The 15,186-nt window shown below is 58.1% G+C and carries 17 protein-coding genes; 5 read left to right on the forward strand and 12 right to left on the reverse strand.

Going from position 1 to position 15,186, the window contains the following annotated elements; genetic code table 11:
• Nucleotides 1-3: 3 nt before the first annotated feature.
• Nucleotides 4-219, reverse strand: a complete 216-nt coding sequence (locus ACR0AW_RS03540) for a twin-arginine translocase TatA/TatE family subunit (RefSeq protein WP_010440381.1) — start codon at nucleotides 217-219, stop codon at nucleotides 4-6.
• Between the two features lie 218 nt (nucleotides 220-437).
• Between ACR0AW_RS03540 and ACR0AW_RS03545 the strand changes: the two genes are divergently transcribed.
• Nucleotides 438-743 carry a hypothetical protein gene (locus ACR0AW_RS03545; protein WP_170567102.1) on the forward strand — a complete coding sequence of 102 codons (306 nt, stop codon included), beginning with the start codon at nucleotides 438-440 and terminating at the stop codon, nucleotides 741-743.
• Nucleotides 744-764: 21 nt separating this feature from the next.
• Nucleotides 765-1,436 (forward strand): helix-turn-helix transcriptional regulator, encoded by a 672-nt coding sequence (locus ACR0AW_RS03550; RefSeq protein ID WP_170509576.1) that lies wholly within the window; start codon nucleotides 765-767, stop codon nucleotides 1,434-1,436.
• 63 nt (nucleotides 1,437-1,499) lie between these two features.
• On the opposite strand, the gene ACR0AW_RS03555 is transcribed toward ACR0AW_RS03550, so the two are convergent.
• From ACR0AW_RS03555 to ACR0AW_RS03590, 8 genes are all read right to left on the reverse strand, one after another.
• A complete protein-coding gene (locus ACR0AW_RS03555) occupies nucleotides 1,500-2,663 on the reverse strand; it encodes a peptidoglycan DD-metalloendopeptidase family protein (RefSeq protein WP_170406164.1) in 1,164 nt (387 codons plus the stop codon).
• A 58-nt stretch (nucleotides 2,664-2,721) separates the two neighbouring features.
• On the reverse strand, nucleotides 2,722-3,372 hold the full coding sequence (locus ACR0AW_RS03560) for a protein-L-isoaspartate(D-aspartate) O-methyltransferase (protein ID WP_170509978.1): 651 nt from the start codon (nucleotides 3,370-3,372) through the stop codon (nucleotides 2,722-2,724).
• A complete protein-coding gene (gene surE / locus ACR0AW_RS03565; RefSeq protein ID WP_170406170.1) occupies nucleotides 3,369-4,151 on the reverse strand; it encodes a 5'/3'-nucleotidase SurE in 783 nt (260 codons plus the stop codon). Before surE ends, ACR0AW_RS03560 begins: the two co-directional genes overlap by 4 nt.
• Before the next feature lie 118 nt (nucleotides 4,152-4,269).
• Nucleotides 4,270-5,355, reverse strand: coding sequence for an ABC transporter ATP-binding protein (locus ACR0AW_RS03570; protein WP_170396795.1), 1,086 nt, complete (start codon nucleotides 5,353-5,355; stop codon nucleotides 4,270-4,272).
• Nucleotides 5,356-5,435: 80 nt separating this feature from the next.
• Nucleotides 5,436-6,482, reverse strand: coding sequence for a methyltransferase domain-containing protein (locus ACR0AW_RS03575; protein WP_170732367.1), 1,047 nt, complete (start codon nucleotides 6,480-6,482; stop codon nucleotides 5,436-5,438).
• 96 nt (nucleotides 6,483-6,578) lie between these two features.
• Nucleotides 6,579-7,691: a hypothetical protein gene (locus ACR0AW_RS03580; RefSeq protein WP_170732368.1), complete on the reverse strand. Its 1,113-nt coding sequence runs from the start codon at nucleotides 7,689-7,691 to the stop codon at nucleotides 6,579-6,581.
• 2 nt (nucleotides 7,692-7,693) lie between these two features.
• Nucleotides 7,694-8,473, reverse strand: coding sequence for an SDR family oxidoreductase (locus ACR0AW_RS03585; protein ID WP_170509566.1), 780 nt, complete (start codon nucleotides 8,471-8,473; stop codon nucleotides 7,694-7,696).
• Nucleotides 8,474-8,545: 72 nt separating this feature from the next.
• Nucleotides 8,546-8,908 carry a SnoaL-like domain-containing protein gene (locus ACR0AW_RS03590; protein ID WP_170396787.1) on the reverse strand — a complete coding sequence of 121 codons (363 nt, stop codon included), beginning with the start codon at nucleotides 8,906-8,908 and terminating at the stop codon, nucleotides 8,546-8,548.
• A 109-nt stretch (nucleotides 8,909-9,017) separates the two neighbouring features.
• Between ACR0AW_RS03590 and ACR0AW_RS03595 the strand changes: the two genes are divergently transcribed.
• The 3 genes from ACR0AW_RS03595 (at nucleotide 9,018) to ACR0AW_RS03605 (ending at nucleotide 13,105) form a co-directional block, all read left to right on the forward strand.
• Nucleotides 9,018-10,622 (forward strand): peptide chain release factor 3, encoded by a 1,605-nt coding sequence (locus tag ACR0AW_RS03595; protein WP_170636194.1) that lies wholly within the window; start codon nucleotides 9,018-9,020, stop codon nucleotides 10,620-10,622.
• Between the two features lie 23 nt (nucleotides 10,623-10,645).
• Complete coding sequence (locus ACR0AW_RS03600; RefSeq protein WP_480438602.1) at nucleotides 10,646-11,569, forward strand: glycosyltransferase family 2 protein; 924 nt, start codon at nucleotides 10,646-10,648, stop codon at nucleotides 11,567-11,569.
• Nucleotides 11,570-11,752: 183 nt separating this feature from the next.
• Nucleotides 11,753-13,105 (forward strand): DEAD/DEAH box helicase, encoded by a 1,353-nt coding sequence (locus tag ACR0AW_RS03605; RefSeq protein WP_170732369.1) that lies wholly within the window; start codon nucleotides 11,753-11,755, stop codon nucleotides 13,103-13,105.
• On the opposite strand, the gene ACR0AW_RS03610 is transcribed toward ACR0AW_RS03605, so the two are convergent.
• From ACR0AW_RS03610 to ACR0AW_RS03620, 3 genes are read right to left on the reverse strand one after another with little or no spacing between them, the layout of a single operon-like run.
• Nucleotides 13,102-14,004: a DMT family transporter gene (locus tag ACR0AW_RS03610; RefSeq protein ID WP_170732371.1), complete on the reverse strand. Its 903-nt coding sequence runs from the start codon at nucleotides 14,002-14,004 to the stop codon at nucleotides 13,102-13,104. The two genes, ACR0AW_RS03605 and ACR0AW_RS03610, sit on opposite strands and share 4 nt — an antisense overlap.
• A 21-nt stretch (nucleotides 14,005-14,025) precedes the next feature.
• Nucleotides 14,026-14,928, reverse strand: a complete 903-nt coding sequence (locus ACR0AW_RS03615) for a fatty acid desaturase (RefSeq protein ID WP_170732372.1) — start codon at nucleotides 14,926-14,928, stop codon at nucleotides 14,026-14,028.
• Nucleotides 14,921-15,124, reverse strand: a complete 204-nt coding sequence (locus ACR0AW_RS03620) for a DUF2061 domain-containing protein (RefSeq protein WP_170396775.1) — start codon at nucleotides 15,122-15,124, stop codon at nucleotides 14,921-14,923. Before ACR0AW_RS03620 ends, ACR0AW_RS03615 begins: the two co-directional genes overlap by 8 nt.
• Nucleotides 15,125-15,186 lie beyond the last annotated feature (62 nt).

A 15,186-nucleotide genomic window follows, 5' to 3' on the forward strand; every position in this document is an offset into this window, starting at 1 on the left:
GGCTCAGACCTTGTCTTTGTCAGTCTCAGGCGTGACGTCTTTGGCCAGCTCGGACGCATCCTGCTCCAGTTCTTCCGAACCTTCCTTGATGCCTTTTTTGAACGAGGTAATGCCTTTACCCACTTCACCCATCAGCGAGCTGATCTTGCCGCGTCCAAACAGGACGAGAACCACAACAGCAATCAGCAGGATACCCGGAAGGCCAATATTGTTGAGCATGACTTGTCTCCTTCTACGTCGGCGCAGCGCGCCGTGAATATGTCTGGCCCCGTGTCTACGCCCGTACGGGCATCAGCAAAAGTGCGACAGATCAAATCCGCGCGCAAAATTGAACGGATCATGCGTTTTTTGCGGACTCGCATTTCTCAACTGACAGGTTTATGTCAGTTGATATCACCTAGAAGGACGATATCGAAACCTGGTCTACGGAGAACCACATGACCCATGTCGCAGAAATCGTCACCTTTACCCTTGCCGACGGCACAAAGCCCGAACAGTTCGTCAGTCTAAGCCAAGCCTCCGAAGCCTTCGTCCGCGCGGCTCCCGGCTTTACCCACCGCCAGCTAAGCCATGGCGAAGATGGCCGCTGGACCGACTATGTCGTCTGGACCGATATGAAATCCGCAAAGGACGCCGCTGCTGCATTCATGCAACAGGATTTTGCACCCGCTCTGATGGCGGCAATCAACCCCGACAGCGCCCAGATGCGTCACGAGACCGTGCTATGGAACATGACCGCCTAAGGGCGGCTCAGACGGCGTGTCATGCGCCGCACTGACCGCCTGTTCGACATCATACAGATCCTGCGCGATGGTAACTTGCACCGCGCGCAGGACATCGCGGACCGACTTGAGGTGTCGGTCCGTACGATCTATCGCGATATGGACACGTTGGTGGCCTCGGGCGTTCCTGTAGAAGGCGAACGCGGCGTAGGTTACATGGTGCGTGAACAGATCACGCTGCCCCCGCTAAACCTGACACCCGCCGAGCTTGAGGCTCTGAACCTCGGCATGGCGATCGTTGCCGAGGCCGCCGATCCCGATCTTAAATCCGCCGCGGAATCTCTGGCCGAGAAAATCGACGCCGTCTTGCCCACGCAGGTCATTGCCGAGGCCGACAGCTGGAAATTCGCGGTCTATCCCTTCGCTGATGTCGTACGCGGAATGGCACATATGGCCCCGATCCGCGCCGCGATCAAATCGCGCCAGAAATTGCAGCTCAGCTACCGTCGCATTGACGGCGCGCTGACCGAACGCACCATCCGACCGCTACATATGGAATACTGGGGCCGTGTCTGGACACTGACCGCCTGGTGCGAACTGCGCGACGACTTCCGGGTCTTCCGCATCGACCTGATAGAAAACGTCACGCCTCTACCGGAACTCTTTATCGACGAACCAGGTAAACGGCTCAGCGACTACGATCCCAATGCGTGATCCGTCCTTCATCTGGCCCCAAATACCTCCGCCGGAGGCATGGCCCGGAACGGGCCATTTCGGTCACTTCAGGTAAGGCTCGGGATCAACCGACTCGAACCCTTTGCGCACTTCGAAGTGCACATATGCATTGTCGCCTCCGCGCAGCGAGGCGATCTTTTGTCCCCGTCGCACCCGATCACCTTTCTTGATGGTGATATTGTCGACATTGGCATAAACAGTCAGCAAGTCATTGTTGTGTTTCACAACGATGATCGGAACCTGATCCGCATCCGCGGTGATCGCGGCGACCGTGCCTGCCTCGGCCGCACTGACCGACGCGCCTGGCGCTGCGGCGATATCTATCCCCTCATTCTTACCCTTCTTGTAGGTCCGAATGATGGTGCCGCTCACCGGACTTGCCAGCGCCGAGCTTCCCGAATTGGTCGGGGCCTCGGCTGTGATATCCGGCGCAGGCGTTGCCGCGGCAACTTTCTCATCCGGCAATGGCTGCGTCGCGCTCGGCGGCGTAGGAGTTGGTGAGCCTTCGCCCGGTTGGGTTACCGCAGTTGCCGTGGCGGCCGGCGCTGCTGCCCGAGGTGCCGGTTGATTCTTGACCGGGATCAACAGGTACTGGTCTTCGCGCACCATAAAGTCTGGTCCCAAACCGTTCCATTCTGCCAGAGACTCCACAGGCACCTGATAGAGGCGCGAAATTGTATAGGCTGTCTCACCCCGCTTGACCTTGTGCCGGATCGGCTCAGGCCCCGTAGCAACTGGTGCCGGAGCCGCAGCAGGTTGCGCGGGCTCCAATGTCGATGTCTGTACAGATCCTGTGTCCGGTGCCTCGTCAATCGCGGTTCCGGCAATGGTCGCAATATCAACATTGCTCGTCCCACCGACCGAGCGCGGCAAGGCCAAAACTTCACCGTCTCGCAGGCTGTCATTTGGCTGCAATCCGTTAAACCGGGCCAATTCGGCCACCGGCATGCCGATCCGGGTGGCGACATCGCCAACTGTATCCCCACGGCGGGCTACCGCGACCTGATAGTTCGGATAGGTGATCACGCCACGCGCATCCGGCGTCGGGCGGTTGGCGGTCGCTGCAAGGGCGGCATCTGCAGTGGAGAACCCGCCGACATTGCCGCGCAGGTCATAGTCATATGGCCCTTCACACCCGGCCAGAATTGCCAGTGCGGCAACACCTGTCGCATAGCGGCGCATTGCTGATTTGGAAACTGCTCTCATTTTACTGTCCTCAACACCTGCCCCTGTTCTCCGGGGTTCTGGCGCCTCTAATATACCTTTACGCTCCGTCTTTTCCCAGCCCCTCAAGCAAGGGCACAAAACGGACCGGCAACAATTCGTCATAGTCCAGACCGGTTTCAGTGCGCGTGACCCGGATTAGGGTCTGCACCGCGTCCGACTGGCCCACGGGTAACACCATGATACCGCCGATTTTTAACTGCGCCAAGAGCGGCCCCGGAGGATCTTCGGCGGCCGCGGTCACAATGATACGGTCAAACGGGGCCTGTTCGGACAGGCCAAACGATCCATCCGACAGCATCGCGGTCACATTCGTCAGCCCCAGCTCACGGAACAGTTCTCCCGTTTCGCGCACCAGCCTCTTGTGCCGCTCAACCGTGTAGACCCGGCGCGCCAGCTTGGACAGGATCGCCGCCTGATAGCCCGAGCCGGTGCCGACCTCTAGAACCGTATCACGCGGACGCACCTGCAGCGCCTGCGTCATCAGCCCCACAACCGAAGGCTGGCTGATGGTCTGTCCACAGGCAATCGGTAGCGGAGTGTCCTCATAGGCCCGGTCCGCGAACAGGCCTTTGACAAACTGCCCCCGGTCAACCTGCTCCATCGCCGCCAGCACACGTGCATCCGTTACCCCGCGCGAGCGCAGGGCAAACAGGAACTGCATTATGGTTTCTGCGCTTGGCCCAGTCATTCGATGACCTTTAGCGCCTCGAGCGTGTCATATGCTGTCAGATCAGCGCGCATCGGAGTGACCGAGATATACCCTTCCAGATTGACCGCCGCATCCGTGCCCGGAGCGGTCGGGTTATGCTGATACCCGCCCTTGATCCAAAGGAACCGGCGACCCGAGGGCGAGCTGTGCGGCTCGACAGAGAAATGTGTATCGCGTCGGTACCCCTGCGGGGCCACGCGCGTACCCAGCACCTCATCTGCGGGAACCGGAGGGAAATTCACATTATAGAACAGACGATAGTCGCCCTGCTGCTCGGGTGTCGCATCAAGAATGCGGCGCACCAGATCGGCCCCAAATTTGGCAGCCGCCTCAAACGGATCGTCCAGCCCCAGATTGCGCGGCCCGAAATACTGAGACAAGGCAATCGCGGGCACACCTTGCAACGCCGCCTCCATCGCGCCGCCGATTGTACCCGAATACAGCGTGTTTTCAGCCGAGTTGTTGCCCCGGTTCACCCCTGACAACACCAGATCGGGCGGGGCGTCCTTCATAACGTCGTGCAAACCGGCTAACACGCAATCCGCCGGAGACCCTTCGGCGGCATAGCGACGCTCGCCCAGTTTGGCGACCATCATCGGGTGGGTATAGCTGATGCAATGGCCCACGCCCGACTGTTCAAAGGCAGGCGCGACGACCCAGACCTCGCCATCGGGACCGGCCAGTTCAGCCGCGATCGCTTCAAGTACAATCAGTCCCGGCGCATTGATGCCGTCATCATTGGTCAGAAGAATTCGCATGCCCGGTCCACCCCTCGTTTTGCCCTTGATAGACCCGCCTCAGCGCTGCGACAAGCAATGCACATGCGCAATCTGAGGCTTTCACGCACCACTTGGATGAAAATGCAGGATTTGAGCGTCAGGCCGGGAACACAAAACACCGGTCGCGGCGAATGGTCAGCCACATGACACGGCCCTCTTTGGGCACAAAGACGTTCGGAACCGTCGCCTTCAGGATCGAGCCATCATAGTCCATGCGAAACTCGACAAGGCTTTCATTTCCCAAAAACCGAGCACGCTCAACCACGCCTCGGGCGGCAATGCCGTCTGTCGGCGTCGGCGCAGGCCCTTTGCCATTGCGGTCGAAGTCCAGCTTGACGTGCTGGGGTCGAAACACGATTTCAACATCGGTTGCGTCCGGCACACCGGGCGCAAGAAAACGGCCAAACGGAGTATGCGCCAACGCACCATTAACTTGAGCCTTCAACACATTGATATCACTAAAAAACGAAACTGCTGCCTTGTCTGCAGGCCGGGTATAGACATTGTATGGCGCCCCCTGCTGCACAATCTTGCCACGCCGCATCAGCGCGATTTCATCAGCCATTCGCATCGCCTCGTCCGGCTCATGCGTGACCAACAGAACAGCAGCGTCCTCTTCTTTGAGGACTGCGAGCGTTTCGTCCCGAATGCCGTCGCGCAAACGGTTATCGAGGCCCGAGAACGGCTCATCCATCAGCATGATCCGCGGACGTGGGGCCAAAGCACGGGCCAGAGCAACCCGCTGCTGCTCACCCCCAGATAACTGATGCGGAAATCCATCGATGAACCGCATCAGATCGACCTTGGTCAGCAGTTCCTCGACCCGCGCGCGTTTCTGCTCTTTGCTGCCTTTCAGGCCGAACGCGACGTTATCCGCCACGCTGAGATGCGGAAACAGCGCAAAATCCTGAAACATCAGCCCAATCTCGCGCCGTTCGGGCGGTACTCGGAACACCGTGTCACAGATCAGCTTGCCATCTACATAAATCTCGCCCGAGGTCTGCATTTCGACCCCCGCGATCATCCGCAATGTGGTCGACTTTCCGCAGCCCGAAGGCCCCAGCAGGCAAGTCACCTGCCCCGCGTGTACGGTCAACGATACATCATCCACGACCGTCCGCCCGCCAAAGCGCGCGATCAGATTGCGGATTTCCAATCGAGGAGGAGTTGTCGTCACTGTCACCGATGGACCCCATTGCCTTTCCCGATCAATTCCATCGAGCTTAGGCGGGGATAACAACCCCGCCCATCAGGCGCAAGGGATCAGCAGCACCCGGTCGAGGCAGCTTCGCCCTGTACAACAAACGGGCTATCCCCGCCGCAGCCTTCGAAAATCCCGTAATGGGTCGAGAAATCGCCGATAAACTCGAAATGTCGTGCAAAACGGGTGTCTTGCAGCATCATCCACGTGTTGCCACAGACCGGGAATACTTTGCCGGCCTCGATCGTATGGTGGTCATCCAGAACAAATTCATGCGGCGCATGCGGCACTGTGCCCTTGTAGATCACAGCCTGACCGTAATCCTCGCACGCAGGTTCCAACTCCGGCAGCTTGAACAGACGGTAGGTGGCCGAGATAAAGCTCAGCGGTGCGACCCGTTCTTCAAGAATTGGGTTCTCGATGGCCAAAGGCCGATGCGTCACCCGACGGGGATCGCCAAATCCGGCAGCACGCGACATCGACAGAAAATCGTTCCAATAGAGCGCACCCGACAGGCATTCGCCATACAGGATCTCATCCTCGGCCATCGCCTTGGGCACCCGGCGGTCGGCATAGACGTCCGAGAAATACATCTCGCCACCCTCTTTCAGCAGCCGATGCGCACCGCGCAGCACAGCAGCCTTGTCGGTCGCCAGATTGATCACGCAGTTTGAGACGATGATATCGAACGATCCCGGTTCGAGGTCCAGCTCATCCAGCTTTTCGATATAGCCGTGGTGAAACTCGACATTGCTGGCCGAATGTCCGAATGCCATCGCGTGATAGTCCTGATGCGCACGCGCCACGTCGAGCTGCTCAGGCGTCATGTCAACGCCGACGACACGGCCCTTTTCACCGACCATCGCGGATAAAGCATACACATCGCGCCCCGCACCACAGCCCAGATCCAGGATACGCATTCCCTCCAGATCCAACGGAGCAATCAGCCCGCATCCATAGTAACGTGTCAGCACATCATCATGAATTTGCGACAGAATTTTCTTGAAGTGATCCGGCATATCATCCGGAGTACAGCAGGCATTTGTTTGCAAATCCGCGCTGCCTTGCAACACCTCACCGTAGTAGTTCTGCACAGCCTCGTGCTTCATCGGGGCAATCCTTTTGTCACTGGTCTTTTGCAGCTAGTGCAGCAATCCACACCACGCAATCCACCAGCGCCCGATCTGACGAAACCGTGACAGGGCTCAGGCGAGCAGGTCGAAATCGACGCCTGCGTGCACGCGGCCGTTCACTTGAATCTCTAACCGATGCGGCCCAGGAACCAACTTGAACGTTGTTGCATTGCCCTTCAGCTTGTGCCGCTTTCTAAGTGTCAACTGACCACCTGTAAGCGCGGCCTGTTTCAACTTGTGAACCTTGGGTGAGATCTTTCCGCCAGGTCGTTGGAAATGAACGATATAGTCGACCAAGACTGGCTGATCTTCTGCGCCGCTCAGGCGCGTTTCAAACTCCAGCGCATCACCAATCCGGGCCGGACCGTTTACCTGAATCTCAACCGCAATATCTGCATCGGGATCGTATCCAAGCACCTTCATCGCCTTGGGATGCCCAGATTTCACAAGGCCTCGTAATGCATGAGATGTCATCCAGTTCAGTTCATCCTTGTCCTGCCGCCCTGCCTTGCCCCAATCCCGCAGACGTTCCAGCACCAGATCGGGTTCTTTCTTGGTGATATCATTCAGATGATTGGCGACCGAGCGCGTCACATAGCGCGTCCGATCCCCGTGCAACCGGTCCAATAACGGCAATGGGTCTGACATTGCCAAGCCAACGGCCTGCCCCCACGGTAAACGCGGCCGCGTGCCCTCGCTGACCAGACGACGCACGTGATAGCTGGGATGGGTGCACCAGCCCTGCATCCGCGCCGTGACCAGTTCGGAGTGGTGATTGAGGAACGGGCGGATCGCCCATTCCATCGAAAATCTCTGGGTCAGCTCTTCGAATACATCCAGCGCCAAAGCGGGATGATCCAGGCCGATTGCACAAACCCAATCACCCAAGGGCGCAAAGATAAAGTCTCCGAAGTCATCATCACTTTTGGCGGGGTCCAGCGGAGGCGGCAGCGCCCGCAGAATGATCGGTGCCACTGCCGGCAAATCGCCAGGCACCGATTCTTGCAGACACTCTGCAATCCACGCCATACGCTCTTTCAGTTCAAGCTCGGGCAAACGCGACATCACTTTCGCCGCGAATGCTTCTTCTTTGAAATCGGAATCAGCATTGGCGAACAAGCCCGCAAGAAAGCTTACCTTTTCCGCGTTGAACAACTGATCTTTCAGAGAAAAGTTCTGTGCCATACCTACATCGTCAGATTGGTGCCACCACCGTCCAGCAAAATGTTCTGCCCGACAATGAACCCGGCGTGTTGCGAGCATAGAAACGCGCAGGTCGCCCCAAACTCTTCCCTCGTGCCATAGCGTCTCGCTGGGATGGTTGCAGCGCGTTCAGCCCGTGCCTCGGCCATCGAAATACCTTTCTGCTCTGACACCCCGCCATCCAGCGCGTTCGCGCGGTCGGTGGCGTGGATACCTGGCAGCAGATTATTGATCGTCACGCCATGTGGTGCCACCTGGCGCGATGTGCCCGCAACATAGCCGGTTAATCCAGTTCGCGCCGCATTTGACAGGCCCAGCACCGCAATCGGCGCGCGTACCGACTGCGAGGTGATATTCACCACGCGACCCCAGCCCTTATCCATCATGCCCGGCAGCAGAGCCTTCATGAAAGCTATAGGTGTCAGCATATTGGCATCCAGTGCTTTGATGAAATCATCACGCTCCCAGTCCGACCACATGCCGGGCGGAGGGCCACCCGCGTTTGTGACAAGGATATCAGCACCCTGCGCGGCACTTATCACCTCGGCCTGACCCTCTGGTGTGGTAACATCACAAGCCACTGTCTGCACGGCAATGCCATATGATGATCGCAAACGCGTGGCTTCGGCCTCCAACGTTTCGGCTCCGCGCGCGTTCATCACAAGATCGACGCCGGCTTCGGCCAACGCCTCGGCACAGCCCAATCCCAAGCCTTTGCTGCTGGCACAAACCAGCGCGCGTTTTCCGCGAATTCCCAAGTCCATTCTGACCCTCCCTTTCTTCGGCACACATCTAACATCGGCCCGGCAAAGAAGGCCAGAATGGGATCTTGCGGATTAATAAAAGAACTCTTCACGCACGATCTTGCCATCGGCGACGTGATAAACACCGACCTCACGCATATCAAAGCTTTCACCGGTTTCTTTCACCTTGCCCTGCACTTCAAAGATCACGGCAAAGCGGTCGTCACCATGCGGGTACGGGCCACTGACGGACGCGCCCGATACTTCATGAGCGCCTTCCCACCATTCGTGCTTGCCACGAATGGCTTCTAATCCGTGCGTCTCGCGCCCCATGCCCGCAAAATCCTGTCCCTCAACAGAAACAGCATCCGAGGCATAAAGCTTCTCGAGATTCTCCTTGGCCCGGTTCTCGCGGCATCCAGCAACCAGTTCGTCTGCGATTTCTTTCAAATTCATTGGTCCACTCCATATTTTGTTCACTATATGTTCTTATTGCCACAGCCACATGATTCGAACCACCCCCTTTGTCTTGCCTCAGTTGGATTCCCCGCCTATACGCGCGCTTATGCTTGATACTTCGAACCAACCCACCCTGCCGCCCGAGATCGCTCGTCGCCGGACATTCGCTATCATCTCGCACCCGGATGCGGGCAAGACGACGCTGACGGAAAAGTTTCTGCTGTACGGCGGCGCGATCCAGATGGCTGGACAGGTACGGGCCAAGGGTGAGGCACGGCGGACGCGGTCGGACTTCATGCAGATGGAGAAAGATCGCGGTATCTCGGTCTCAGCCTCGGCCATGTCATTCGACTACGGGAACTTCCGGTTCAATCTTGTGGACACACCCGGCCACTCGGATTTCTCCGAAGACACCTATCGCACCCTGACAGCCGTAGACGCCGCCGTCATGGTCATTGACGGTGCGAAAGGTGTGGAAAGCCAGACGCAGAAACTGTTCGAGGTCTGCCGCCTGCGCGATCTGCCGATCCTGACCTTCTGTAACAAGATGGACCGCGAAAGCCGGGATACGTTCGAGATCGTCGACGAAATTCAGGAAATGCTGGCGATCGACGTCACGCCAGCCGCGTGGCCTATCGGCGTGGGTCGCGATTTCATCGGCTGCTACGATATGCTGCGCGACCGGCTTGAGCTGATGGACCGCGCCGACCGCAACAAGGTGGCCGAAAGCATCCAAATCAATGGTCTGGATGACCCTAAGCTGGCCGAGCATGTGCCCGCTGAATTGCTCGACAAGCTGCTGGAAGAGGTTGAGATGGCACGCGAATTGTTGCCCAAGCTCGACCCTCAGGCGGTGCTTGAGGGGCACATGACCCCGATCTGGTTTGGTTCGGCCATCAACTCGTTTGGCGTCAAGGAACTGATGGAGGGTATCGGCGCCTATGGTCCGCAGCCGCAGGTTCAGTCCGCTGAGCCCCGTCAGATCGCGCCCGATGAAAAGAAGGTCGCCGGTTTCGTGTTCAAGGTGCAGGCCAATATGGACCCCAAACACCGCGACCGGGTGGCCTTTGTCCGAATGGCCTCGGGCCATTTCAAACGTGGCATGAAGCTAACACATGTGCGATCGAAGAAACCGATGGCAATATCAAACCCCGTGCTGTTCCTCGCCTCTGACCGGGAACTGGCCGAGGAAGCCTGGGCCGGAGACATCATCGGCATTCCCAACCACGGTCAGTTGCGCATCGGCGACACGCTGACCGAAGGTGAGGCGATCCGGGTAACCGGCATCCCCTCCTTCGCACCGGAATTGCTGCAAACGGTGCGCGCGGGTGACCCATTGAAGGCCAAGCATCTGGAAAAGGCCCTGATGCAGTTCGCCGAGGAAGGTGCCGCGAAGGTATTCAAACCTTCGATTGGGTCGGGCTTCATCGTCGGAGTCGTCGGTGCGCTGCAATTCGAGGTGCTCGCCAGCCGGATTGAGATGGAATACGGCCTGCCTGTGCGGTTTGAGGCGTCTCAGTTCACCTCGGCCCGTTGGGTCAGTGGCAACAAGGTTGAGATCGACAAATTTGTTAACGCCAACAAGCAGCATATCGCCCATGATCACGATGGAGATATCGTCTATCTGACGCGGCTGCAGTGGGACATCGACCGGGTCGTCCGCGATTATCCCGAGCTGAGCCTGACCGCGACGAAGGAAATGATGACCTGACGGATTCTACAGGCAATCCAGAAGTGACCACATGGGGGATTGTGTCCACGATCCGCGCCCCGCGTGAGGATATTTTGCGCTTTGCCGCCCACCACCTCGATATCGGCGCGGACCGGATTCACATCTTTCTGGACGAGCCGGTCCAGGGGGACATCTCAGCCCTGCGCGAGCATCCCCGGATCCGGGTGCGTACCTGCGATGCGGCGTTCTGGAAGCGTCGCAGGCGTGAGAGGCCGGACAAACATCAGGTTCGACAATCCTCGAACGCGAATTTGATCTACAACAGGACTGATCTGGACTGGGTCGCACATATCGATGTCGATGAGTTTCTGTGGCCGATGTCCCCGATCCCCGACCTGCTGCGCGACATCCCCGATGACATCCCCGCCGTCCGCGTCCGCCCGATTGAGGCGCTGGCGGGTGGCCAGGACCTCTACAAAGCGTTCATTCCCGAAGGTCAGAATCGACAAGCGCTGGTCGAAGCGCTCTATCCCAATTTCGGCACTTACGTTCTGGCCGGTTTCATGAGCCACATTCAGGGCAAACTGTTCGTACGCGGCGGTTTGAAAAAACTGAGCGACCGTATCCACAACCTCTATCAGCACGGTGAGTTTCTGCCAGTCAGAACCGAGCTTCCTCAGATCGATCTGTGTCATCGCCACGCCCCGGATTGGGAGCATTGGCTGGCGCATTATCGTTTCCGCCTCGAACGCGGCTCGTACCAGGCCAGCCCGGATCGCCCGCGAAAGATCGGTGCGCTAGACAGGTACGAATTGATCACCCTTCTGGAAACCGAATACGGGCTCGATGGCCTGCGGGAATTTTACGATGAAATCAGCGCTGCTGACCCGGAAGTGCTGGAACGGCTTGAGGATAACGACATGATCCGTCACCGGCCGCTTGATCTGGACCAAAAAGTCGCGAAACACTTTCCCGGAACCATCTGAATTGTTGCGGAAATCCTTGTTACCGGCAGATTTGCCACGGATTAAACCGACTTCATTTGACCCTGCCCCACGTTTTTGTTATGCCCGCGCCACAGCCGAAACGCGCATGGGGCGCATGGCCATCCGGGCCCGGCATTTTCAGACGCGCGGGCCAGGTCTAGTGTCCGCTTGAACCGGACATACATGACAAAGTTTAACGAACTGAACCTGAACCCGAAGGTCCTCAAAGCAGTTGAGGAAGCCGGATACGAAACTCCGACCCCGATCCAGGAAGGCGCGATTCCAGCCGCGCTTGAAGGGCGCGATGTTCTGGGGATCGCCCAAACCGGCACCGGCAAAACCGCAAGCTTCACCCTACCGATGATCACCCTGCTGGCCCGCGGGCGCGCCCGTGCGCGGATGCCCCGCTCGCTGGTCTTGTGCCCGACGCGGGAACTGGCAGCACAGGTGGCCGAAAACTTCGACACCTACGCCAAGCACCTTAAGCTCACCAAAGCGCTGCTGATCGGCGGCGTTTCGTTCAAGGAACAGGATGCTCTGATTGACCGCGGTGTTGACGTGCTGATTGCCACTCCGGGCCGTCTGCTGGATCATTTCGAACGCGGGAAGCTGCTTCTGACAGGCGTTCAGATCATGGTGGTGGACGAAGCTGATCGGATGCTCGACATGGGCTTCATTCCTGATATCGAGCGCATCTTCTCGCTGACGCCATTCACCCGCCAGACGCTGTTCTTCTCGGCCACCATGGCGCCCGAGATCGAACGGATCACCGATACTTTCCTGTCGGCCCCCACCCGGGTCGAAGTTGCGCGTCAGGCCACCGCTTCGGAAACCATCGAACAAGGCGTGGTGATGTTCAAAGGTGGTCGCCGGGATCGTGAGGCTAGCCAGAAACGCAAAACCCTGCGCGCATTGATCGATGCCGAGGGCGACAAATGCACCAACGCGATCATCTTCTGCAACCGCAAGACCGATGTAGATATCTGCGCCAAGTCGCTGAAGAAATACGGCTATAACGCCGCCGCGATCCATGGCGATCTGGATCAGTCGCAGAGGATGAAAACACTGGACGGATTCCGCGATGGATCACTGCGGCTGCTGGTGGCTTCGGACGTTGCTGCGCGGGGTCTGGATATCCCCTCGGTCAGCCACGTGTTCAACTTCGATGTTCCCGGCCATGCCGAAGATTATGTCCACCGCATCGGCCGCACGGGCCGTGCCGGGCGCGAAGGCAAGGCAATCACGATCTGCTCGGGCCGCGATGAAAAGGCGCTGGCCGCGATCGAGAGCCTGATCCAGAAGGACATTCCGCGCATCGACAATCCGGTCAAGGCCGATGAGCCCAAGCCCGAGGCGCCAAAGCCAGAGAAGAAGGCCAAAGCGTCGGACAACAAAAAGAGCGAGAGCCGCAAAGAGCGAGAGCCCAAAACCCGTGGTCGTGGGCGTCGCGACGATGGCGGGCCAGCAGTTGTAGGCATGGGGGATCACCTCCCCAGCTTTATCGCTCTCAGCTTTGATGAGCGTCGCGCTGGCTAGATTATCAGCACAAGCGCCAGTATCGACAAGCCAAGCAACGTCATCCCGGCGATCTCGCGACGGGTGATGGTTTCACGGAAAAACAGCAGCGATGCGAACAGGCTGAGGATCAGTTCGATCTGACCCAAGGCCTTTACATAGGCTGCGTTCTGCAACGTGAAGGCGAAGAACCAGCAAAACGAACCACAGAGGCTGGTCAGGCCGACAAAAACACCGGTCCGGCGAGTCTCCCACACCGCGCGCAGCTCGGCCCTGTCTCGCCAAAGCAGCCACAGCCACATGCTGAGAAACTGAAACGTTACCACGACAGCCAGTGTCACAAGTGCCCGGAACCACGCATCGATGTCGCCCAATTGCAAAGAGGCGCCGCGATAGCTGACCGAGGAGAATGCGAATAACACGCCTGACCCCAGTCCAAGACGCGAGGCTTTGTTTGTCAGATGTTGCCACCAAGCGCCGCTGCCTCCGGGCGTTTTTGACAACAACAGGACGGCCAGCAACCCAAGCAGAATTGCCCCCAGCGCCCCGGTAGAGACCTGATCGCCGAGGACAAGGAACCCCACAATAGCGGTTTGAATCACCTCAGTTTTCTTAAACGTAATCCCTACCGCAAAGTTGCGCTGCTTGAACAATGCCACAACGCAGATCGTGGCCAATATCTGTGTGGTCCCGCCGATGACAGCAAATATCCAGAACTTCGCCGTCAGCGCTGGCAGTTCGTACCCCGTCGCGCCCAAAGCAATGAAAAGCCCCAGCAAGGCCAATGGCATGGAATAGGCGAATCGTGCAAATGTCGCCCCTGCAGCCGAAAGCTTCACGCTGCTCAGGGATTTCTGAAGCATGAACCGCACCGTCTGGAACGATGCGGCCGCGATGGTGACGGGAATCCATAAACTCATGGCTTCCCTTCTGTCGTTAAATCAAGGCTTTGGCCAGAGCGGATGCGCCACCGGATCCTTGGCGCGCCAGAAATACTCTCGGAATATCTGCCCGTACGAACGGTAGACATAAGCCTCGTTACAGGCCAAGTATCTTTCCTTGCCCGTGCGGTAGAGTGCAGGCAATCGGTACCAAGGTGCTGATGGGTTCATATGATGAACGACGTGCAAGTTATTGTTCAAAAACAGAAATGCAAGGATGCCACGGTCCTCTACGATCACTGTGCGCGCGCGCGATTTCTCATGCGCGCGGTGTTCCAGGAATGTGCGGATCTTGACCAGTCCCAGCCCGATATATGCTGAAAAGGCGAAGGCCCAGATCGGCATTTGCGAAAGCGAGACGATCCAAAGAGTCGCGACAACGCCGGGCATATGCAGCGCCCATGCCAACAAAATCGCCCGATCTCCGCGAAGTGCACCACGCAGTTCATCCCGCAAGAACGCAACCTGCCCGATCGCAGGCCCCAGAACCATCCGCCCCAGCAAAGTATTGTTCACTTGATACATCCGCCTTTGCCATCCAGCCAGAGATGCCCAGACCTCCGGGTCGAGATAGTTGGTCTCAGGGTCATCATAGGGATCGGTTAGGTTCGCGTCACAGTGATGCGCCAGATGCAGGTCTCGAAACCGATTGTAGGGAATGAACAAAGTCAGCGGCATCGCCATCAGCGCCTCATTCAGCCACTTCTGACGAAAGGGATGCCCGTGCAAAGCCTCATGGGTCAGCGAGGAATGCAGCGCAGCCACCAGCCCCATGAACGGGATCGCAAGCCAAAGCGATATGCCTGCCAACCAGAAAATCGCACCAATCCAGGCTAAATAGCACGCGATGATCAGGGCAAATGTCGCCCATTCAGGTGATTTGGGTGTGATCGGCTCAGCCATTGCGGCCCCACGTGATTCCGGCCCAGATACGCTCGTAAATTACATACATGGTCAGACCAATGGCTGTATTGACCAGCGCAACCATCCCTCCAAGTGCTGCTGAACCCGTGGCGATCAAACCAACCAGCGTCATCATCGCCAGCCCCATCGCATTCCACACCAGCGCCTTCACGACCGACCTGCGTCGCGTTTCCATTCCAGACCCCATTCTTATTTTTGTAACACCAGCGTTACAGACAGAGCCAAGGGTCGTGAATT

This window comes from Ruegeria sp. C5 (assembly GCF_056537605.1).